Genomic DNA, 21,071 nt, shown 5'->3' on the forward strand with positions numbered 1-21,071 from the left:
CGGTGAGACCCCGAGGAGGGCCGGAGTGAGTGGTGGACCGCTGATCGTCCAGTCGGACAAGACCGTGCTGCTGGAGATCGACCACGATCAGGCGAACGACGCGCGCCAGGCGCTGGCCCCGTTCGCCGAACTGGAGCGCGCCCCCGAGCACGTCCACACCTACCGGATCACGCCGCTGGCGCTGTGGAACGCCCGGGCCGCCGGGCACGACGCCGAGCAGGTGGTCGACGTGCTGGTCAACTTCTCCCGCTTCCCGGTCCCGCAGCCGCTGCTGGTGGACATCGCCGAGACCATGGCCCGCTACGGCCGGCTCCAGTTGGTCAAGAGCCCGGTCCACGGACTGACCCTGGTCTCCCTGGACTCCGCGGTGCTCGCCGAGGTCAAACGCCACAAGAAGATCGCCCCCATGCTCGGCGCCGACATCGACACCGACACCGTAGTGGTGCACCCGTCCGAGCGCGGCCGCCTCAAGCAGGAGCTGCTGAAGGTGGGCTGGCCCGCCGACGACCTGGCCGGGTACGTCGACGGTGAGGCCCACGACATCGACCTGTCCACCGAGTCCGAGCCCTGGGAGCTGCGCGACTACCAGCAGATGGCCGCCGACTCGTTCTGGGCGGGCGGCTCGGGTGTCGTCGTGCTGCCCTGCGGCGCGGGCAAGACGATGGTCGGGGCGGCCGCGATGGCCAAGGCCAAGGCCACCACGCTCATCCTGGTGACCAACACGGTCGCCGGTCGGCAGTGGAAGCGGGAGCTGCTGGCCCGCACCACGCTGACCGAGGACGAGATCGGTGAATACTCCGGTGAGCGCAAGGAGATCCGCCCGGTCACCATCGCCACCTACCAGGTGGTCACCCGCAAGACCAAGGGCGTCCACCGGGCGTTGGAGCTGTTCGACTCCCGCGACTGGGGGCTGATGATCTACGACGAGGTGCACCTGCTGCCCGCGCCGGTGTTCCGGATGACCGCGGACCTGCAGTCCCGGCGCCGACTCGGGCTCACCGCCACCCTGGTGCGCGAGGACGGCCGCGAGGGTGACGTCTTCTCCCTCATCGGACCCAAGCGGTACGACGCCCCGTGGAAGGACATCGAGGCGCAGGGCTGGATCGCCCCGGCCGACTGCGTCGAGGTACGGGTGACGCTCACGGAGAACGAGCGGATGCTCTACGCCACCGCCGAGGCGGAGGACAAGTACAAGCTGTGCTCGACCGCGCGGACCAAGATCCCGGTGGTCAAGAGCATCCTCGCCAAGCACGCGGGCGCCCCGACCCTGGTGATCGGTGCCTACCTCGACCAGCTCGAGGAACTCGGCGACGAGCTCGACGCGCCCGTCATCCAGGGCTCCACCTTCAACAAGGAGCGCGAGAAGCTCTTCAACGCGTTCCGCGCCGGGGAGATCTCCACGCTCGTGGTGTCCAAGGTCGCCAACTTCTCGATCGACCTGCCCGAGGCCAGCGTGGCCGTGCAGGTGTCGGGGACGTTCGGCTCCCGGCAGGAGGAGGCGCAGCGGCTGGGCCGGCTGCTGCGGCCCAAGCACGACGGCGGCCAGGCACACTTCTACTCGGTGGTCTCGCGCGACACCCTCGACGCCGAGTACGCCGCGCACCGGCAGCGGTTCCTCGCCGAGCAGGGGTACGCCTACCGGATCATCGACGCCGACGACCTGCTGGGGCCGCCGATCCCCGAGGTCGGCTGACGCCGGCGACCACCCGCGGGTCCGGTCCGGACGGTTCCTGGGATACTGGACCCATGGCCGCCGATCGCACCCCCCGCGCCCCGCACGAGCAGTACCGCCTCGCCGACATCCCCGTCGACGACGCCTGGGTCCGCAAGCACAACGAGAGCCTCGCCGAGGTGCGGCGGCTGCAGTGGTCCGCGGGCATCCTCGGTGTGCTCGTCCTGGCCGCGGCCGTGGGCCTGCTCATCTACTCCGGCTTCGAGGCCTGGGCCTGGATCGTCGCCGCGCTGGCCGGGGTCTTCGCTCTCGGATGCCTGGCGATGATCGGGTACATCCCGCGCAAAATGGGCTCGATGCAGCGCACCTACGCCACCTCGGAACTCGTCCCGGCCATCATCGCCGAGGTGCGCCCCCGCGGGCTGACCCTCCTGGCGCTGGTCGACCGTGCCGTCGACCGCTCCGCCGGAAAGCTCCCCGCGCTGGCCGTCCGCAGCTGCGAGAAGCTCCCGGGTCACGACGTTCGCGTGGGCGAGCGCGTGCCGTGCGTGGCCGTGGTCGGCAACCGCAGCGCCCGCGGCGGCGACAACCTGTACCAGTTCATCTCACCCATGCCCGTCGCATGGGCGACCTCCGACAAGGCCGTCCTGCGCCGACTCGAGAAGGAGATCCCCTCCGGCGAGTGGGAGCGGGTGCGCCAGAACCTCGACCGGGTGGACGAGGTCTCGGCCACGCCGACGAGCCTGCTCCCCCTCGACTGAGCGGCCCCCCTCCCCCGGCATCTGCGCAAGCGACCGCCCTCACCCGGTTCCCGGCATCCGCGCGCCCTCGGCACGCCCGCACCCGTAGCCCGTCCGCGGCCTCACCCGCCGCCGGGCCCCCTGTGAACTAAGCGTCACGGGACCGTGATCCGACGCCACAGTTCCGCAACACCGCCTTCCTAGCCTGATCGGTACAGGCTCGAAGGAGGTCCAGGAATGACTGAGCACATCGTCGTCGTCGGGCACGGGATGGTCTCCCACCGATTCGTCTCCACCCTCGGCTCGCGGTACGCCGACACCGACCTGGCCGTCACGGTGATCGGCGAGGAACCCGATCCCGCGTACGACCGCGTGGGCCTCTCGGCCTACGTCGGCGCCTGGGAACGTGCGGCCCTGCACCTCGAGGACGCCCGCCACTCCGCCGACCCGCGGGTCACCGTCCGTTCCGGCCACCTCGTCACGGCGATCGACCGATCCGCGCGGCAGGTCGAACTCGACTCCGGCGAGCTCATCTCCTACGACACGCTGGTCCTGGCCACCGGCTCGCGCGCGTTCGTCCCGCCCGTGCCCGGTCACGACCTGCCCGGCTGCCATGTCTACCGCACCCTCGACGACCTCGACGCGATCCGCGCGGCCGCCGAGACCGCAGGGCCCGGCGCGCACGGCGTCGTGATCGGCGGCGGGCTGCTCGGCATCGAGGCCGCCAACGCGTTGAGTCTGATCGGGCTGACCCCGCACGTCGTGGAGCGCAACGACCGGCTCATGCCCGTCCAGGTCGACGGTCGCGGCGGCGCACTGCTGGGCGACCTCATCCGCGACCGCGGCATCGAGGTGCACCTGAGCGTGACCGACACGGTGATCGAACCGTGCGACGGTGTCGACGGAGTCCAAGTGGCCCTGACCGGCGACGACGGCGAGACGACCGCGGTCGAGGCGGCGGTCGTGGTGTTCTCCGTCGGTGTGCGACCCCGTGACGAGCTCGCCCGCGCGGCCGGGTTGGCGCTGGCCGAGCGGGGCGGCGTGCTGACCGACCGGGCGTGCCGCACCTCGGACCCGCACGTGTTCGCGATCGGCGAGTGCGCGGCCATCGAGGGCACCTGCTACGGCCTGGTCGGGCCCGGCTACGCCTCGGCCGAGGTGGTCGCCGCCCGGCTGGGCGACGGTCCGGGCGCCGACGCCGAGTTCACCGGCGCCGACCTCGCCACCAAACTCAAGCTCATGGGCGTGGACGTGGCCAGCTTCGGCGACGCCCACGGGCGCACGCCCGGCTGCCTCGAGTTGGTGGTGGACGATCCCGTCACCCGCACCTACTCCAAACTCGTCCTCAGCGACGACGCCCTGACCCTGCTCGGCGGGGTGTTCGTCGGGGACGCGGGCCCGTACCAGCTGCTCAAGCCGCTGCTCGGGCGCACCTTGCCGTCGTCGAATCCCCTGTCCCTCATCACTCCCGGCGCCGCGGCGGACGGCGGGGGTGTCGGCGTGGAGTCGCTGCCCGACGACGCCCAGATCTGTTCCTGCAACGCCGTCACCAAGGGCACGCTGCGCGACGCGATCTGCGGCGGGGCGTGCGACGTCCCGGCACTCAAGGCGTGCACCCGCGCCGGCACCTCGTGTGGGTCGTGCCTGCCGCTCATGCGTCAGGTGCTCGAGGCCGAGGGGGTCGAGCAGTCCACGGCACTGTGCGAGCACTTCGACCAGTCCCGCTCGGAGCTGTTCGAGATCGTCACGGTCACCGGGATCCGGACCTTCTCCGGCCTGATCGGGCGCTTCGGCCGCGGCTCCGGCTGCGACATCTGCAAGCCCACCGTCGCTTCGATCCTCGCCTCGACCAGCTCCGACCATGTTCTCGACGGCGAGCAGGCCTCGCTGCAGGACACCAACGACCACTTCCTGGCCAACATTCAGAAGAACGGCACCTATTCGGTGGTCCCGCGGATGCCCGGCGGGGAGGTCACGGCCGATCAGCTCATCGTGATCGGCGAGATCGCACGCGACCACGACCTGTACGTCAAGGTCACCGGCGGCCAGCGGATCGATCTCTTCGGCGCGCGTGTGGAGGAGTTGCCGCAGATCTGGCGACGCCTGGTCGACGCGGGCATGGAGTCCGGTCACGCCTACGGCAAGTCGCTGCGCACGGTGAAAAGCTGCGTGGGTACCTCGTGGTGCCGCTACGGCCAGCAGGACTCCGTGGGGATGGCGGTCCTGCTCGAGACTCGGTATCGCGGGTTGCGGGCGCCGCACAAGATCAAGATGGGCGTCTCCGGCTGTGCCCGCGAGTGCGCCGAGGCGCGCGGTAAGGACGTCGGCGTGATCGCCACCGAGACCGGGTGGAACCTCTACGTCGGTGGTAACGGGGGCGCGACGCCGCGGCACGCCCAGCTGCTGGCCGGGGATCTCACCGACGACCAGCTCATCCGCTACATCGACCGCACCGTGATGTTCTACGTCCGCACCGCCGAGCGCCTGCAGCGGATCGCACCGTGGCTGGAGTCGCTCGAAGGCGGCATCGACCACCTTCGTGAGGTCGTCTGCTCCGACTCACTGGGGCTCGCGGCCGAGCTCGAGGGCCGGATGGAATCGCATGTCGAGGGGTACGTGGACGAGTGGGCGGCCGTCCTGGACGACCCCGACAAGCTCGGCCGGTTCGTCTCCTTCATCAACGCCCCCGAGGCGCCCGACCCCACCGTGCAGTTCGAGGAGCGCGACGGCCGCAAGGTGCCGGTCCTGCTCGGTTCGCCGTCCATGCCGGCCCGCGTCTGACGGTCCCGCGCCGGACACCGGCCAGCTCTGCCGGCCACCCCGCCCACGACTCCTGCTCACCAGCTCCGCCCACTACTTCCGCCCACGACTTCCGCTCACCAGTTCCGCCCACCAGGAGGAGATCCGTCATGACCACCACCCAGCTGTTCACCGCCACCCGCCCCGCTCCCGCATCGGGCGCCGCGCGCCCCGCCGAGATCGCCGTCTGCCCGGTCGGCCGCCTCATCCCGGGGCGTGGGGTCGCCGCCCTGCTGCCCGACGGCCGCCAGGTGGCGGTCTACAAGATCGACGACGACGAGGTCCGCGCCCTCTGCAACATCGACCCCGTCGCCCGGGCCGCCGTGATGAGCCGCGGCCTGGTGGGCGACCGCGCCGGCGAACCCGCGGTGATCTCACCGATCGGCAAGCAGGCCTATGCGCTCGCCGACGGTCGCGGCCTCGACGACCCCTCGCACGGACTCTCGGTGTTCCCCGCCCGGGTCGCCGCCGATGGCACGGTGTTCGTGGCTACCCAGCCCGCCGTCCGGCATGCCCGCGTGATCGCGGCGTAGTCCCCAGGCCCTGCGCGCCGCCGGCCCGGCCCGGCCCGAACCAGGGGCAGCGCACCCACTCGCGGGTGCGCTGCCCCTTCTGCGTGCGCCGCCCCTTCTGCGTGCGCCGCCCCTTCTGCGTGCCCCGCCCCGCTGGCGTGCGATGGCAGAATGCACATTCACAGGCGGGTTACGCTGCGGGTTCGGACCATTCAGGGCGCATAGGTCGAGGAGTCCGCAGGGCCGGCGGCGCCTTTAGATGCTGAGTCGGTACCCGCGCTTGACGACGGTCGTCACGAGGTCGGGAACGCCGAGCGCGCGCCGCAGGCGACCCATCGCGGTCTCGACGGCGTGCAGGTCGGTGCCGTCTCCGGGGAGAGCCGCGAGCAGGTCATCGCGGCTCACGCAGGCCCCGGGGCGCCGGGCGAGGGCCCGCAGCAGCGCGAGCTGGGCCGGGGTGAGCTCCACCGGTTTGCCGTCGACCAGTGCGGCCGCCGCACACACGGTGAGCTCGTGCCCGGCGACCTCGATCGGCGCGGTCCGGGCGGCGAGCTCGTCGGTGGTGTGCCGCATGAGTGACCCCAGCCGCATCCGGTCCGGGCTGGTGAACGGCACACCGAGCTCGGCCAACGGCGCCGCGGTCACCGGCCCCACGCACAGCGCGGCGACGGGCGCGTCCAGCGCCTCGAGCAGGTCGTCGAACACGCCCAGTGCCTCGGCACGCGTGAGCACCGCCACCACCGCCGGGGCCGCGGTGAAGGTCACGCCGTCGACGCCCTGCGCCGCGATGGTCCGCACCAGATCGTCGAGTGCCGCGAGATCGTCGGGCAGCTCCCAGCGGTAGACGGGCACCTCGATCACGTCGGCACCCGCCTCGCGCAGACCGTCGAGCAGCACGGACATCGGGTTCCACCCGGAGCCGGCGCCCTGGATCTGGACGCCGATCGTCAGGCCCTCGACGCCGCGCTCGAGCAGCATCTCCAGCAGCTCCGGGCTGGCCTCGCTCTTGGCCGAGGCGTGCTCGCGCAGGCCGGCGGCACGGATCGCGCCGGTGGTCTTGGGTCCGCGGGAGTACAGCGGGACCGCGCCCATCAGCTCGAGCAGGTCGTCGGCCAGGCCCCATTCCTCGCACACCTGCATCCACCAGCGCACGCCGGCCGCGGTCGTGAGCACCATGAGGTCGGCGGGCGCGTCGAGCAGGCGCCCGGTGGCCTCGCGCACCACCGTGTCCTCGGCGATGGGGATCATGTGCATCGCCGGGGCGTGCAGGACGGTGGCCCCGCGCCGCTCGAGGAGGGTCCGTTGTTCGGAGGCCCGCCGGGCGGCGGTGACGGCGACAGTGCGTCCGAGCAGCGGGAGATCGGGTTCGGAGGTGGTCACGTCGGAATCGGTCACTCCCCCATCATGAACGAGGCGTGTGTCCGGCAGGTTTCCCTCCACCGCCTCGTCCGCCCCCGCCGCAGCACCGCACGCCCCCGCCGCCGCGTCCCGTGACCGCTCGTCCCCCGTCATCCAGCCTCCTGTAGCCATCCGCATATCCCTTCGACCGCCGACGAGCACCCACCGCAGCCCGTCCCGGCGCGGGTCCGCTGCGCCAGGGCATCGTTGTCGCGCGCGCCGTCGGCCCAGGCCGCGACCAGGTCCCCCTTGCTCACACCGTTGCAGCGGCAGACCACCGCCGCGGCCGGCATCGTCGACGGGGTCTGTGCGGCCACCGCCTCGGCGCGTCCCAGCACCACCGACACGACGTCGTCCGGCACGGGAAGAGCGTTCTCGAACAGCTGCGTCAGTGTCCCGACGGGCTCCGGGTGCCCCACCAGCGCCGCCCCCACCACCCGTCCCCCCGCCACGTCGACGCGCGCATACCGGCCGCGGGCGGGTTCGCTCAGGGTCGTGACCTCGATGGGCGCACCGGTGTCGGGGCACCGCGATCCGTAGACGTCGGTCGCGAGCGAGCCCAGGGCGACCACGTCGAGCCCGTGGGCCTTGAGCCTGGTCACCTCCGCGCCCCCGAGGTATCTCGCCTGCGGGTCCGCGCCGCTGAGCCGGGCGGCCAGCGCCACGGCCTGGTCCCAGGCGGGTGCGACCAGTCCGCTGACGACGCCCCGGTGCTGCGCGCAGTCGCCGATCGCGGAGATGGCGGGATCGCTGGTGGCCAGCTCGTCGTCGACGACCACGCCGTGGCCCACCTCCAGCCCGGCGTCGCGTGCGAGGTCCGTCCGCGGCGCGGACCCGGCGGTGAGTACGACGGTCCGGCAGCGCACCTCGCCGTCGTCGAGCGTCAGGGTGGCCCCGTCCCACCGCGTGGCGCGCACGCCGGTCAGCACCCGCACCCCGAGCGCGGCGAGGGCGCGGACCAGTACGGCGCCGGCGCCGGCGTCGAGGCACCCGTTCATGGGCCGGTCGCGGGGGTGGACGACGACGACGTCGTGCCCCGCCCCGGCGAGTGCGCAGGCGATCTCCAGACCGATGAAGCCCGCACCGACGACCGCGACAGGGCCCGGGTGGGCCGCGAGATGAGCGGTCAGTTCTCGCTGGCCCGCGGCATCCCGGAGGGTGAACGCGCCGGGCGCCAGGCCGCCGCCGGGACCGCGGATGCCGTCGACGGGCGGGATGCGGGGTGCGGCGCCCGTGGCCAGGACCAGGTGGTCGTAGCCGATGCGTTCGCCATCGGCGAGTTCCACCTCGCGGCAGGCGCGGTCGATCGCCGCGACAGGTGTAGAAGTTCGGACCGTGATGTGGTGCCGTTCCCACCAGGCCGAGGGCTTGAGCCGGGCAACCGGCGCTGGCGCGACGGGGGCGGGGGCCGCGGGAGCCGCTGCGGGCGCGTCGGGGGCGGCGGGGGCGGCGACCGGCCGGGCCGCGACGGCGTGGGACAGCATGATCCGGTTGTACGGTTCCTCCGGTTCCGCGCCCAGCACGGTCACCGACAACCGCTGCGGGTCCGGCTCGCCGACGCGCAGTTCCTCCGCGAGTCGGGCTGCTGCCATCCCGGCGCCCACCACCACGACGCGGCGCGCGCTCATGCCGCCTCCAGCCGGACCGCGCACACCTTGAACTCGGGCATCCGACTGTGCGGGTCGAGCTCCGGCAGGGTGAGCAGGTTGGCCCGGCCGTCGCCCGGGAAGTGGAACGGCAGGAATACGGTGTCGGTGCGCATGTCCTCGTCGCAGCGGATCACGGCCTCGACCGCGCCCCGCCGCGACACGACGCGCGCCGCTTCGCCGTCGACCAGGCCGGCCGCGCGTGCCACGACGGGGTGGACCTGCACCCACATGTCCGGTTCGGCGCCGGCGAGCTCGGCGACCCGCCGGGTCTGGGCGCCCGACTGGTAGTGCGCGAGCAGGCGGCCGGTGGTGCCGAGCAGCGGGAACTGGGCGTCGGGTGGTTCGGCGGGTGCGCGCGGTTCGTCCACGACGAACCGGGCGCGGCCGTCGGGCGTGGCGAAGCGGTCGAGGAACAGGCGGGGCGTGCCGTCCGGCGAGTCGGCGCCGCACGGCCAGTGGAGGGCCTCGCCGGCGTCGAGTCGGTCCCAGTCGATCGCCGAGTAGTCGGCCTTGCCGCCGGCGGAGGCGCGGGCGAGCTCATCGAACACCGCGCGAGCGTCGGTCGGGAACCGCTCGGGTCCGCGGTCCAGGCGGCGGGCGAGCTCGTGCCAGATCCACAGTTCGTCGCGCACGCCGGCGGGCGGGGTGACGGACAGGCGTCGCCGCAGCACCCGGCCCTCGAGACTGGTGAGCGTGCCCTCCTCCTCCGCCCACTGGGGCACGGGCAGGACGACGTCGGCCAGCGCGGCGGTCTCCGAGAGGACGAAGTCGGCCACGACCAGCGTGTCCAGCGCGCGTAGCCGCTCGGCCACCCGGTCGGCGTCGGGCGCGGAGACCACCGGGTTGGAAGCGTGGAGCAGCATCGCGGTGGGCCCGCCCGGCCCGCCGAGCGAGTCGAGTAGTTCGAACGCCGACAGACCCGGCCCGGGGATCTGCTCCGGGTCCACTCCCCACACCCCGGCGACGTGCGCGCGGGCGGCGGGGTCGGTGATCATCCGGTACCCGGGAAGCTGATCGGCCTTCTGCCCGTGCTCGCGGCCGCCCTGGCCGTTTCCCTGCCCGGTGAGGGTGCCGTAGCCGCTCCCCCGCCGCCCCGGCAGACCCAACGCGAGGGCGAGTGCGATCGCAGCGCCCACCACGGCGGTGCCGTCGGCATGCTGCTCGGCGCCCCGGGCGGTGAGGATGTACGACCCCGCCCCGGCGTCGCGGGCATCGGCGAGCAGGGCGACCGCCCGCTCGAGGTGGGCGACCGAGACGCCGGTGACGCGCTCGGTGCGGTCGGGGAGCCAGGCGGCGGCGTGCGCCCACGCGTCGGAGAATCCGCTGGTCCGCTCGGCGATGTATTGCGTGTCGACCGCGCCGGTGACGACGACGAGGTGCAGCAGTCCCAACGCGAGAGCCGCGTCGGTGCCGGGGCGCAGGCGCAGGTGCACGCCGCCCCCGTCGAGGGCGCGCCGCGCGGTCGCGCTGAGCCGGGGGTCGGCCACGACGAGCCCGCCGGTGCGTGCTGCCGTGTCGAGGTGCTGGAGGAACGGCGGCATCGTGTCGGCGGGGTTGGCACCGATGAGCATCACGGCCCGGGCGTCGGTGAGGTCGGTGACGGGGAACGGCAGCCCGCGGTCGAGTCCGAAGCTGCGGTTCGCAGCCGCCGCAGCGCTCGACATGCACCAGCGGCCGTTGTAGTCGATGAGCCGGCTGCCCAGCGCGAGGCGGGTGAACTTGCCCAGCTGGTAGGCCTTCTCGTTGGTCAGGCCGCCCCCGCCGAACACGGCCACACCGTCGGGCCCGCCGGCGGCCTGCGCCCGGCGGACCCCCTCGACCACCCGGTCCAGGGCGGTGTCCCAGTCACACGGTTCCAGGCGCCCGTCGTGACGGATGAGCGGGGTGGTGAGTCGGCCCGGGTGATCGAGCAGCTCTCCCGACGCCCACCCCTTACGGCACAGCCCGCCACGGTTGGTGGGGAACCACACGGGCGCCACCTCGACCGCCTCGGCCGGGTCCGCCGCCGGCGTCACCGTCATCGCGCACTGCAGGGCGCAGTACGGGCAGTGCGTGTGGGTGGGCCGGTCCCCGCCGGGGCCCGCCTCAACGGGCTCGGGCACCGTCGTCAGGTTCGGCACCTCCGGGCTGCTGCGAACGGTCGTCATGGTGCTCTCCTCGTCGTCGTCGTCCCCTCGTCCCCGTCGGTCAGCGCGCGGCCGGCACCGGACGTGCGGCCCGGCCCTGTTCCGACGCGGTGCGGGATGCCGCGGCCCCGGGCACTGTCGCCGCTGCCCCGGCCCCCGTCGGCGCGGCGGTCGGACGCCGGAGGTACACCGCCCGCGTGACGAGCGCCGCCACCACGTAGAAGACCGTGAACGCCACGAACGCCCAGGTCGCGGACCCCGACGACTGGTAGGAGCTGCGCAGGGTCATGTTGATGAGGAACCCGCCGAACGCGCCGACCGCGCCGGCGACCCCGATGAGGGCGCCCGAATGCGCTCGCGACCACGCCGCCCGGGCGGCATCCGGCAGGTCCAGACCGCGGCTGCGGGCCTCGTAGACGGTGGGGATCATCTTGTAGACCGAGGCGTTGCCCATTCCGGTGAGCGCGAACAGGGTGAGGAACGCCGCGAAGAACAACACCAGCGCGCCGCCGGACAGTCGGCCGCCGTCGGCCGCCTGCATGCTCGAGGTGACGATCAGCGCCACCGTCGTCGCGGCCATGCCGAGGAAGGTCACCAGGGTGACCCGGGCACCGCCGAAGCGGTCGGACAGGCGGCCGCCCAGCATGCGGGTCAACGAGCCCAGCAGCGGGCCGAGGAACGTGATCTGCGCGGCGTGGAGAGCGGCGTCGGCCGGGGACTGCCCGTTACCGGTGAAGGTCATGGTGAGCATCTGCCCGAAGGCGAAACTGAACCCGATGAACGAGCCGAAGGTACCGATGTAGAGCAGGGACAGCACCCAGCCGTCGCGGTCGCCTGCCACGTCGCGCATGCTCGTCACGTCCACGGTGTGGTGTTCGAGGTTGTCCATCTTGCATGCCGCGCCGATGCCCGCGACCACCAGCAGGACCAGGTACACCGCGATCACCCAGTGCGGCGAGCGGTTTCCGGCCGCGGCGATCACCACGAGCCCCACCACCTGGATGGTGGCCACGCCCAGGTTGCCGCCGCCCGCGTTGAGGCCCAGCGCCCAGCCCTTCATGCGCTGCGGGAAGAAGGCGTTGATGTTGGTCATGGACGAGGCGAAGTTGGCGCCGCCCAGGCCCGCGAGGGCGCCCACCACCAGGTACAGCCACAGCGGCTGCCCGGGATTGGCCATGATCCACAGCATCGCCCCCGCCGGGATGAGCAGCACGAACGCGGAGAACATGGTCCAGTTGCGGCCGCCGAAGGTCGCGGTGGCCAGCGTGTAGGGGATGCGCAGGAACGCGCCGGTGAGGGTGACCACCGCGGAGACCAGGAACTTGTCCGGCGCGTCCAGGCCGTAGACGTCCGTGGGCATGAACAGCACCATCACGGCGAACAGGGTCCACACCGAGAACCCCACGTGCTCGGCGAACACCGACCAGTACAGATTGCGCATCGCGGTGCGCCGGCCCCCGGATTCCCACTGGGCCGTGTCCTCCGGATCCCAGTCCTCGATCACGTGCGAGCGCGTCATCGCTTCACCTCTCCCCGGTAGCGGGCGCCCCGCCGGCGCCCTGTGCCACGCCACCGTAGGAATCCGCTGTTTCCCCTGCGCTACCCGTCGTGACGGTCCCGTCACGGTGTACTCACGTCTGGCGGTTCGGCCTGTGAGGGTGCCGCTCGCGTGGTCGACTGGGTCCATGTCACGCACCGTCACACGACTCCGCCGCGTCGCTCTCGCCGCGGTCATCCTGGCCACGCCGCTGCTCGGCCCCCTCGCGACCGCGCCCGCCGCCCTCGCCCAGTCACTCGACGATCCCGCCTGGCCCGCCGACCGCCCGTTCCCACCCGCCACCGACGGCCCGTTCGGATGGGCCGAGCTCTCGTACTGGCCCTACGCCGTCGCGCCGTCGGATCCGCAGTTCTGGGCCCCGAACGGAGCACCCATGCGCGTACTCTCCCCGTTCGGCACGGACACGGAGATCTGGTGCTCGAACTACGTGTCCCAGGGATCGGACTGTTGGCAACGCGACCCCTCGGGGACGCCGCACCGGCTCCACCGCATCACGGTGCTCTCGGACGTGATCACCGGATCGACGGGGTCCGCGGCCGACGGGAGCGTCCGGGGCGCCTACGACCTGGCCTACGAGCGGGAATGGCCCACCACGTCGGGCGGTATCGGAATCCCCGCCGGCACCGTCCCCGGCTCGACTACCACCACGTGGGTCTCGCTGATGCCGCTCTCCCCGTTCGGCGCCGACTCCCGGGACTTCGACGTGTGGGTGCACCCGGGGTTCGTGCCCGGCAGCTGAGTAACCTGGGACGGTCGAACCCGCTGCGAAAGGATCCACCGCCGTGCCGTTCCCCCTGGATGTCCCCGAGTCCGAGCTGCGTAGACGGCGGAGCCAGAAGTGGGTGGCCTACCCCGAGGACGTCCTGCCGCTGTTCGTGGCCGAGACCGACGTCCTGCTCGCCCCGGCGATCCGGGAGCGCCTCGCCGCCGCGGTGGCGGACGGCGACACCGGCTACTTCGCCGAGATCGAGCGACTCGCCGGCGTGTGCGCGCGGTACTACTCGCGCTTCGGGTACGACGTGCCGGAGGACGCGGTGGTGCCGGTCAACGACGTCGGCGTGGGCGTGCGGGAGACCCTCGCCCGGACCATCCCGGCCGGGAGCGGCGTGGTGTACACGCCGCCGGTGTACATGCCGTTCGGACCGTGGATCCGGCGCGTGGGGATGACGCCGGTCGCGGTGCCCCTGGTCGACCACGACGGCGAGGACCCGCGCCTGGACCTGGCGGGCATCGAGCAGGCGTTGGCCGATGGGGCCCGGGCCGTGCTGCTCAGTCACCCGCACAACCCCACGGGCGTTCTTCACGGCCAGGCAGAGTTGGCCAAGCTCGCCGACCTGGCCGCGCGGCACGACGCCGTGGTGGTCTCCGACGAGATCTGGGCGCCCCTGGCCATGCCGGGCGTGGAGTTCCACTCGTTCCTGGCCGTCTCCGACACCGCGCGCGAGGTGGGGCTGGCCATCTCGTCGGCGTCCAAGGCGTTCAACCTCGCCGGACTCAAGTGCGCGTTCGTGATCAACGGCAACCCGGAGCGGTTCCACGTCCGGCGCTCGGCGCTGTCGGGCGCGGTGGGGCACTTCGGGGCACTCGCCGCGGAGGCCGCGTTGACCGGGTCCCTGGACTGGCTCGATGAGCTGCGTGCCGCGCTCGCGTCGAACCTCGATCTGATGGAGCGGCTGCTGGCCGAGCACCTTCCCCGCGCGCGGTGGCGCCGGCCCGACGCCGGGTTCGTGGCGTGGATCGACCTGCGCGGCTACCCGGGCCTGGGCGACGACCCGGCCGCGGCGTTCCTCGACGAGGGACGGGTGGCGCTCAGCCCCGGGCCGGCGTTCGGCGCGGAGGGCAAGGGCTTCGCCCGGGTGAACTTCGCCTGCTCCGCCGAGCTGCTCACCGAGGCGTTCGTGCGGATGGGCCGGGTCGCCGCAGAGCGCGGCTGACGCCGGATTCCACGCGCTCGCGCGGATCGGGTTCGGGTCCGGCCCCGCCGTCACCCGCCGGCGGTGTCACCCGGCCCCGCCGTCACCCGCCGGCGGCGCCACCGTGGCCGCGGCGCCACAGGAACACCGTCATCGTGGCGGTGAGGACGGTCCGTGCGTCCTGATCGTGCATCTCGATGTCCATCCCCACGCGGCCCCTCGTCTCGTCGAGGCTCACCTCGGTCACGGTGACCGAGCCCCTCAGCGTGTCGCCCGGACGCACCGGTGCGGTGAAGCGCAGGCGGTCGAATCCGCGCCCGGCGATCACGGCCGCCCGTGAGTAGAACGCCTCCACGCTGAGTTTCTGGAGGACCGCCAGGGTGTGGATACCGCTGGCGATCACCCCTCCGTGGTGCCCGGTCGCCGCCGCCGCCGGATCGGTGTGGAACCACTGGGGATCCCACGCGGACGCGAAGTCGACGATCTCGTCCTCCGAGAGGGTCATCTCCCCGAGTCGGATCAGATATCCGCTATGCAGATCGTCGGCTGCGATAAGCCCAGACATCTCACATTCCCTTTCTGCGAATCGGCCATGGGGACAACGGCCCCGAACGCCCTCCCACGCGAGGTGGTGCACACGTTCCGTGACACCGAGAGGCGTTCGCACGCGCCGGGATGCTCGTACGGCGGCCGCCCCGGTATCCCCGGGACGACCGCCGTACGGGCCGTGTGGGAGGAGGTCAGCCCTGCTCGGCTGCCAGCTTCTTCAGCGACTCGGTGGGCGAGAAGCGCTCACCGTACTTGGCGGCCAGCTCGTCGGCGCGGGCGACGAAGCCCTTGTACCCGGTGGCGACCTTGGCTCCCGGCTCGGAGTAGTTCTTGGCGTACTGGCGGGTGCCGCCGGTCCACGCCGGGAATCCGATGCCGATGATGGAGCCGATGTTGGCGTCCGCGTCGTCGACGATCACGCCCTCGTCGACGCACTTCTGCGTCTCGAGGACCTCGGCGAAGATCATGCGATCGATGAGATCCTGCAGCGGGGGTGCGTTGTCCGGGGAGGTGTTGAACGCCTCGCGGAGGCCCGACCACAATCCAGCGCGCTTGCCGTCGGCGTACTCGTAGAACCCGGCGCCGGCGGCGCGGCCGGAACGATCGAGCTCCTCGACCATCTTGAGGATCACCTGGTCGACGGCGTCGGGGACGAACTCCTCACCAGCGGCCTCTGCGGCGTCGCGGGTCGCCTGACGGATCTTGACCATGAGGTTGAGATTCAGCTCGTCGGACAGCTGCAGCGGGGCCGCCGGGTAGCCGGCGATGCGGCCGGCCTGCTCGATGGTGGCGGGCTCGATGCCTTCGGCCAGCATCCCGATCGCCTCGTTGACGAACGTGCCGATGACCCGTGAGGTGTAGAAGCCACGCGAGTCGTTGACCACGATCGGGATCTTGCGGATGGCCAGCGTGAGATCGATCGCCTTGGCCAGCGTCTCCGGGGTGGTCTTGTCCCCCTTGATGATCTCGACCAGCTGCATCTTGTCGACGGGCGAGAAGAAGTGCAGGCCGATGAAGTCCTCGGGCCGCTTGACGCCCGTGGCGAGGTCGGTGATCGGCAGGGTCGAGGTGTTGGAGCCGAGCAGCGCGTCGGGCGCGACGATGTCCTCGATCTCCTGGAACACCTTCTTCTTCAGCTCGGGCGACTCGAAGACGGCCTCGATCACGAGGTCGCACCCCGCCAGGGCCTGCGGGTCTGTCGTGGGGGTGATGCGGGCGAGCAGGGCGTCGGACTTCTCCTGCGTGGTGCGACCGCGCTCGAGGGCCTTGGCCTCGATGCTCTCCGAGTACGCCTTGCCCTTGTCGGCGGAGGCCTGCTCGACGTCCTTGAGCACGACCTCGATGCCGGCCTTCGCGCACACGTACGCGATGCCGGCGCCCATCATGCCGGCGCCGAGGACACCGACCTTCGTGAACTGGGTGCGCGGGATCTCCGAGCCGTCGGCGGCCTTGGGCCGGGCCCCGCCCGAGGAGCAGTGCTGCATGTCGAAGAAGAACGCCTGGATCATGTTCTTCGCGATGGGGCCGGTGACGAGGGACACGAAGTAGCGTGCTTCGATCTTCTCGGCGGTGGCGAAGTCGACCTGCGAGCCCTCTACGGCGGCGGCCATGATGGCGCGCGGTGCCGGGGAGGGTGCGCCCTTGGTCTGCTTGCGCATGTTCGCCGGGAACGACGGCAGGACGCCGGCCAGCGCCGGGTCACTGATGGTGCCGCCGGGCAGGGTCCAGCCCTTGCGGTCCCACGGCTGGCTCGCCTCGGGGTCGGTCTTGATCCAGGCCTTGGCTGCGTCGAGGAGCTTCTCGGGCTCGACGACCTCGTCGACCAGGCCGGCCTTGAGAGCCTTGTCCGGGGCGAAGGACCGGCCGGACATGAGAATGTTGGGCACGGCCTGCGCGAGGCCGAACATGCGGACGGTGCGGACGATGCCGCCGCCGCCCGGCAGCAGCCCGAGGGTGACCTCGGGCAGGCCGACCTTGGCGCCGCGGGCGTCGGCCATGACGCGGTGGTGGCAGGCGAGCGCGAGCTCGAGGCCACCGCCCAGGGCCGCGCCGTTGAGGGCGGCCACGACCGGAACGCCGCAGGTTTCAAGAGCGCGCATGCGGCCCTTGATGCTCATGGACCGCTCGAAGAGCTCGTCGGCCTGGTCGGGACCGGCCTTGATCATGGACTTGAGGTCGCCGCCGCCGAAGAAGCTCTTCTTGGCGGACGTCAGCACGACGCCCTTGATGGACTCCTTCTCGGCCTCGATGCGGTCGACGGTGGCGGAGAAGTCGTCGATGAACCGGGCGTTCATCGTGTTGGCGCCGTGGTCGGGGTCGTCCATGGTGAGGGTGACGATGCCGTCGCCGTCCTGCTCCCACCGGAACATGTTTTCGCTCACTGGTTTTCTACTCCTATGCCTGTGGTGTCGGTGCGGGTCAGACGCGTTCGATGATGGTGGCCACGCCCATGCCGCCACCCACGCAGAGGGTGATGAGGGCGCGCTTGCCGCCGGTGCGCTCGAGCTCGTCGAGCACTGTGCCGGTGATCATCGCGCCGGTTGCGCCGAGGGGGTGCCCCATCGCGATGGCGCCGCCGTTGACGTTGAGCTTCTCGTCGGGGATGTTCATGTCCTTCTGGAAGCGCAGCACGACGGAGGCGAAGGCCTCGTTGAGCTCCCACAGATCGATGTCGTCGGGGGTCAGGCCGGCGGTGGCGAGCGCCTTCTTGGCGGCCGGGGTGGGCCCGGTCAGCATGATGGTGGTGTCGGCACCGGAGGTGGCCGCGGCCACGACGCGGGCGCGCGGGGTCATGCCCATCTCCTGCCCGGCCTTCTCCGATCCGACCACCACGAGCGCGGCGCCGTCGACGATGCCGGACGAGTTGCCGCCGTGGTGGACGTGGTTGATCTCCTCGACCCAGTGGTACTTCTGCAGCGCCACCGCGTCGAATCCGCCCATGTCGCCGACCATGGCGAAGGACGGCTTGAGCTTGGCCAGTGCCTCGACGGTCGTGCCCGGGCGCATGTGCTCGTCATGGTCGAGAATGGTGACGCCGTTGATGTCCTTGACGGGCACGACGGACTTGGCGAAGCGCCCCTCTTCCCAGGCGCGGGCGGCCAGGCGCTGCGAGCGCTCGGCGTAGCGGTCCACGTCCTCGCGGGTGAATCCCTCGAGGGTGGCGATGAGATCAGCGCCGATCCCCTGCGGGGAGAAGTAGGTGTCGTAGTTGGTGGCCGGGTCCAGAGCCCAGGCGCCGCCGTCGGAGCCCATCGGCGCCCGGGACATCGACTCGACACCACCGGCGAGGACGACCTCGTCCCACCCGGAGCGGATCTTCTGCGCTGCCATGTTGATCGTGGTCAGACCGGAGGCACAGAAACGGTTGATCTGCACACCCGCGACGGTGTCGGGCATCTTTGCGGCCAGCGCGGCGATCCGCGGCAGGTCCATGCCCTGATCCCCCGTCGGGGTGACGATCCCGTAGATGATGTCGGAGATCCGGTTCTCGTCGAGATCGGGGAAGCGCCGCCGCATCTCCTCGATGAGGCCGACGACCAGGTCGATCGGCTTGACCCCGTGCAGAGCGCCGCCAGGCTTGCCCTTGCCTCGCGGAGTCCGGATGGCGTCGTAGATGAATGCCTCGGTCATGGGTGGTCCACGGCCTTTCTCTGGGCGAGCTGATACGTGTTCCGCTTCACACTACGTTGTGCCCACAGGACGGTTCGGACTGCGGTCCGTTTCTGCCGGGGACTCACCGGGCCCGCTCCGGTGGCACAGTGGGTCCCGTGACCGAGAACCACGCCGTATCCCCTGCCCTGGCCGAGCTCGCCGACGTCTGCGGCGTCGCATCGAGTTACGAGGACGCCGACGGCGTCCGTCGCGAGGTCCCGGCCTCGACCCTGCGCGCGGTGCTCGCCGCGATGGGCGTCGAGGTCGGCGGCGACGACGACGAGGGCGGCGTCTCCGAACGTGAGGCGCTCGCCGCTGTTCGTCTGCGCCCCTGGCGACGTGTGCTGCCACCGACGCTGGTGGCACGTGAGGGCACCGCCATCGGGTGCCCGGTCCACGTCCCGCGCGGCGCGATCGTGAATGTCGAGGTCCTTCTCGAGGACGCCGACGTGCCGTCGACGTTGCTCCCCCTCGACGAACCCCGGATCGCCCGGGATGTCGACGGGGTGGCGATGGAGCGGGTCACTCTGGCGGTCCCCGATGATCTGCCCGTCGGATGGCATCGCGTCACCGCAGTGGTCCGAGCCCCGGACGGCACCCGCCACTCCAGTGAGTGCACCCTGCTGGTCCATCCCCGCGCGATCCCCGTGCCCGCCGGACTCGAGGAGCACCGTGCAGTCGGGCTGGCGGCACAGATCTATCAGGTCCGGTCGGAACAGTCCTGGGGCGTCGGCGATCTGGCCGACCTCGGGGACCTCGCCGGGTGGGCGAGCCGCGACTTCGGCGCGGACTTCGTCCTGGTCAACCCCATGCATGCGGGTGAGCCGTTCGTGCCGGTCGGTCCGTCGCCCTATCTCCCGACGACCCGCCGGTTCGCCTCCCCCCTGTACCTGCGCCCCGAGCTCGTGCCGGAGTACTCCGCCCTGTCCGCCGCCGATCGCCGTCGCGTGGATGACCTGGCCCGCACCGCGGCTGCGACCAACACTGTGGACACGATCGATCGTGACAGTTCGTGGACCGCGAAGCTCGAGGCGTTGCGGATCCTGTTCACGGTCCCGCTGTCCCGGGACCGGGCCGAGTCGTTCGACCGGTTCGTCGACGAGCAGCCCGGGATTCTGGGCTTCGCCACGTGGTCCGCGCTGGCCGGCGACCACGGCTCCGACTGGTCCACCTGGCCGGAGGAACTCCGGGATCCGGGCTCGGAGGCCGTCGCGGGTTACGCCGCCGAGAACTCGGAGGAGATCCGTTTCCACCAGTGGCTGCAGTGGTTGGTGGCGGAGCAGCGGGCGCACGCTCAACGGGAGGCCGTTGCTGCGGGGATGCGTCTCGGGGTCCTGCACGATCTGGCGGTGGGGGTCCATCCCACGGGCGCCGATGCGTGGTCGCTCCACCATTCACTGGCCCGTGGGGTCTCGGTGGGTGCTCCCCCGGACGCCTATAACCAACGCGGTCAGGACTGGTCGCAGCCGCCGCTCCGTCCGGACGCCCTCGCCGAGGAGGGCTACCGTCCCTTCCGCGACATCGTCCGCGCGGCATTGCGGGATTCAGGCGGCGTCCGGATCGATCACATCCTCGGCCTGTTCCGGCTGTGGTGGATTCCCCGGGGCGCGGCTCCGACCGAGGGCACATATGTCCACTATGACCACGAGGCGATGCTCGGAATTCTCGCGCTCGAGGCGTCACGTGCCGGCGCGGTTGTGGTGGGCGAGGACCTGGGAACGGTGGCTCCGGGGGTCCGCGAGACGTTGTCCGAGCTCGGGATCCTGGGCACGTCCGTGATGTGGTTCGAGCAGGACGAGGACGCCCCGATCCCGCCTGAGGACTATCGACGGTTGTGTATGGCGTCGGTGACGACCCATGATCTCCCGCCGACCGCCGGCTACGCCGACCTCACCCATGTGGATGTCCGCGAGGAGTTGGGGCAGTTGACGGGCGACATCGCCGAGGAACGTCGTGGTGCCGCGGCCGAGATCGGGGCCTTCACTGCTGTCGTGCGGGAGCGTGGCTTGCTCGAGGGGGCCTCCCCCGAGGATCTAGTCGTGGCACTGCACCGATTCGTGGCCGGGTCGCCGTCGTTGTTGTTCGCCGTGTCGGTGGCGGATCTCGTGGGTGATCGCCGTGCGGTGAATGTTCCGGGGACGTCGGATGAGTATCCGAATTGGCGGGTGCCGTTGTCGGGTCCTGGTGGTGAGGTGGTGGGTGTGGAGCAGTTGCGGGGTTCGTTGTTGGCGCGTCGGGTGATGGGTGCCGCCGGCGGTCGGCTGGCCTGATGGCCGGGTCGGCCTGGTGCGGGCCGGCCTGGTGTGGGCCGGCCTGGTGTGGGTGAAATGACGAGAGCCCCGAGTCACCGGTGAGGGTGATTCGGGGCTCTCGTGTGAAGTTGTGTTCGGCGGTGACCTACTCTCCCACACCCTCACGAGTGCAGTACCATCGGCGCTGGCAGGCTTAGCTTCCGGGTTCGGAATGGGACCGGGCGTTTCCCTGCCGCTATGGCCGCCGTAACT

At 71.5% G+C, this 21,071-nt stretch carries 14 protein-coding genes and 1 rRNA gene; 7 read left to right on the forward strand and 8 right to left on the reverse strand.

What is annotated here, in order from left to right; genetic code table 11:
• Positions 1-25: 25 nt before the first annotated feature.
• The 4 genes from AC3DEV_RS14350 (at position 26) to nirD (ending at position 5,744) form a co-directional block, all read left to right on the forward strand.
• Positions 26-1,693: a DNA repair helicase XPB gene (locus tag AC3DEV_RS14350; RefSeq protein WP_488372524.1), complete on the forward strand. Its 1,668-nt coding sequence runs from the start codon at positions 26-28 to the stop codon at positions 1,691-1,693.
• A gap of 53 nt (positions 1,694-1,746) precedes the next feature.
• Positions 1,747-2,433: a DUF3239 domain-containing protein gene (locus AC3DEV_RS14355; protein ID WP_069390400.1), complete on the forward strand. Its 687-nt coding sequence runs from the start codon at positions 1,747-1,749 to the stop codon at positions 2,431-2,433.
• A 216-nt stretch (positions 2,434-2,649) separates the two neighbouring features.
• On the forward strand, positions 2,650-5,193 hold the full coding sequence (gene nirB, locus AC3DEV_RS14360; RefSeq protein ID WP_488372525.1) for a nitrite reductase large subunit NirB: 2,544 nt from the start codon (positions 2,650-2,652) through the stop codon (positions 5,191-5,193).
• Between the two features lie 128 nt (positions 5,194-5,321).
• Positions 5,322-5,744, forward strand: coding sequence for a nitrite reductase small subunit NirD (gene nirD / locus AC3DEV_RS14365; protein ID WP_096905950.1), 423 nt, complete (start codon positions 5,322-5,324; stop codon positions 5,742-5,744).
• Positions 5,745-5,978: 234 nt separating this feature from the next.
• Here the strand turns inward: nirD and AC3DEV_RS14370 are convergent, their stop codons facing one another.
• The 4 genes from AC3DEV_RS14370 to AC3DEV_RS14385 form a co-directional block, all read right to left on the reverse strand.
• Positions 5,979-7,103 (reverse strand): uroporphyrinogen-III synthase, encoded by a 1,125-nt coding sequence (locus tag AC3DEV_RS14370; protein ID WP_488372536.1) that lies wholly within the window; start codon positions 7,101-7,103, stop codon positions 5,979-5,981.
• A 128-nt stretch (positions 7,104-7,231) separates the two neighbouring features.
• The gene (locus AC3DEV_RS14375) at positions 7,232-8,749 is read right to left on the reverse strand and encodes an FAD-dependent oxidoreductase (protein WP_488372526.1); all 1,518 of its coding nucleotides are present in this window, start codon (positions 8,747-8,749) and stop codon (positions 7,232-7,234) included.
• Positions 8,746-10,917, reverse strand: a complete 2,172-nt coding sequence (locus tag AC3DEV_RS14380; RefSeq protein ID WP_488372527.1) for a molybdopterin oxidoreductase family protein — start codon at positions 10,915-10,917, stop codon at positions 8,746-8,748. Before AC3DEV_RS14380 ends, AC3DEV_RS14375 begins: the two co-directional genes overlap by 4 nt.
• A gap of 40 nt (positions 10,918-10,957) precedes the next feature.
• On the reverse strand, positions 10,958-12,415 hold the full coding sequence (locus AC3DEV_RS14385) for a nitrate/nitrite transporter (protein WP_488372528.1): 1,458 nt from the start codon (positions 12,413-12,415) through the stop codon (positions 10,958-10,960).
• A 166-nt stretch (positions 12,416-12,581) separates the two neighbouring features.
• Here AC3DEV_RS14385 and AC3DEV_RS14390 point away from each other — a divergent pair, with 166 nt between their 5' ends.
• Both AC3DEV_RS14390 and AC3DEV_RS14395 read left to right on the forward strand, forming a co-directional pair.
• On the forward strand, positions 12,582-13,193 hold the full coding sequence (locus AC3DEV_RS14390) for a hypothetical protein (RefSeq protein ID WP_256819849.1): 612 nt from the start codon (positions 12,582-12,584) through the stop codon (positions 13,191-13,193).
• A gap of 43 nt (positions 13,194-13,236) precedes the next feature.
• On the forward strand, positions 13,237-14,388 hold the full coding sequence (locus AC3DEV_RS14395) for a MalY/PatB family protein (protein WP_488372529.1): 1,152 nt from the start codon (positions 13,237-13,239) through the stop codon (positions 14,386-14,388).
• Between the two features lie 82 nt (positions 14,389-14,470).
• Here AC3DEV_RS14395 and AC3DEV_RS14400 read toward each other — a convergent pair whose 3' ends face one another.
• From AC3DEV_RS14400 to AC3DEV_RS14410, 3 genes are all read right to left on the reverse strand, one after another.
• On the reverse strand, positions 14,471-14,872 hold the full coding sequence (locus tag AC3DEV_RS14400) for a MaoC/PaaZ C-terminal domain-containing protein (RefSeq protein WP_407335711.1): 402 nt from the start codon (positions 14,870-14,872) through the stop codon (positions 14,471-14,473).
• A gap of 235 nt (positions 14,873-15,107) precedes the next feature.
• On the reverse strand, positions 15,108-17,297 hold the full coding sequence (locus tag AC3DEV_RS14405) for a 3-hydroxyacyl-CoA dehydrogenase NAD-binding domain-containing protein (protein WP_341254990.1): 2,190 nt from the start codon (positions 17,295-17,297) through the stop codon (positions 15,108-15,110).
• Between the two features lie 37 nt (positions 17,298-17,334).
• Positions 17,335-18,546, reverse strand: a complete 1,212-nt coding sequence (locus tag AC3DEV_RS14410; protein ID WP_096905959.1) for an acetyl-CoA C-acetyltransferase — start codon at positions 18,544-18,546, stop codon at positions 17,335-17,337.
• Positions 18,547-18,683: 137 nt separating this feature from the next.
• Between AC3DEV_RS14410 and malQ the strand changes: the two genes are divergently transcribed.
• On the forward strand, positions 18,684-20,837 hold the full coding sequence (malQ, locus tag AC3DEV_RS14415; RefSeq protein ID WP_488372530.1) for a 4-alpha-glucanotransferase: 2,154 nt from the start codon (positions 18,684-18,686) through the stop codon (positions 20,835-20,837).
• A 114-nt stretch (positions 20,838-20,951) separates the two neighbouring features.
• Here the strand turns inward: malQ and rrf are convergent.
• Positions 20,952-21,068, reverse strand: a 5S ribosomal RNA gene (gene rrf / locus AC3DEV_RS14420).
• Between the last annotated feature and the right edge of the window lie 3 nt (positions 21,069-21,071).

It is taken from the genome of Dietzia sp. IBK-p2-15D (assembly GCF_057773105.1).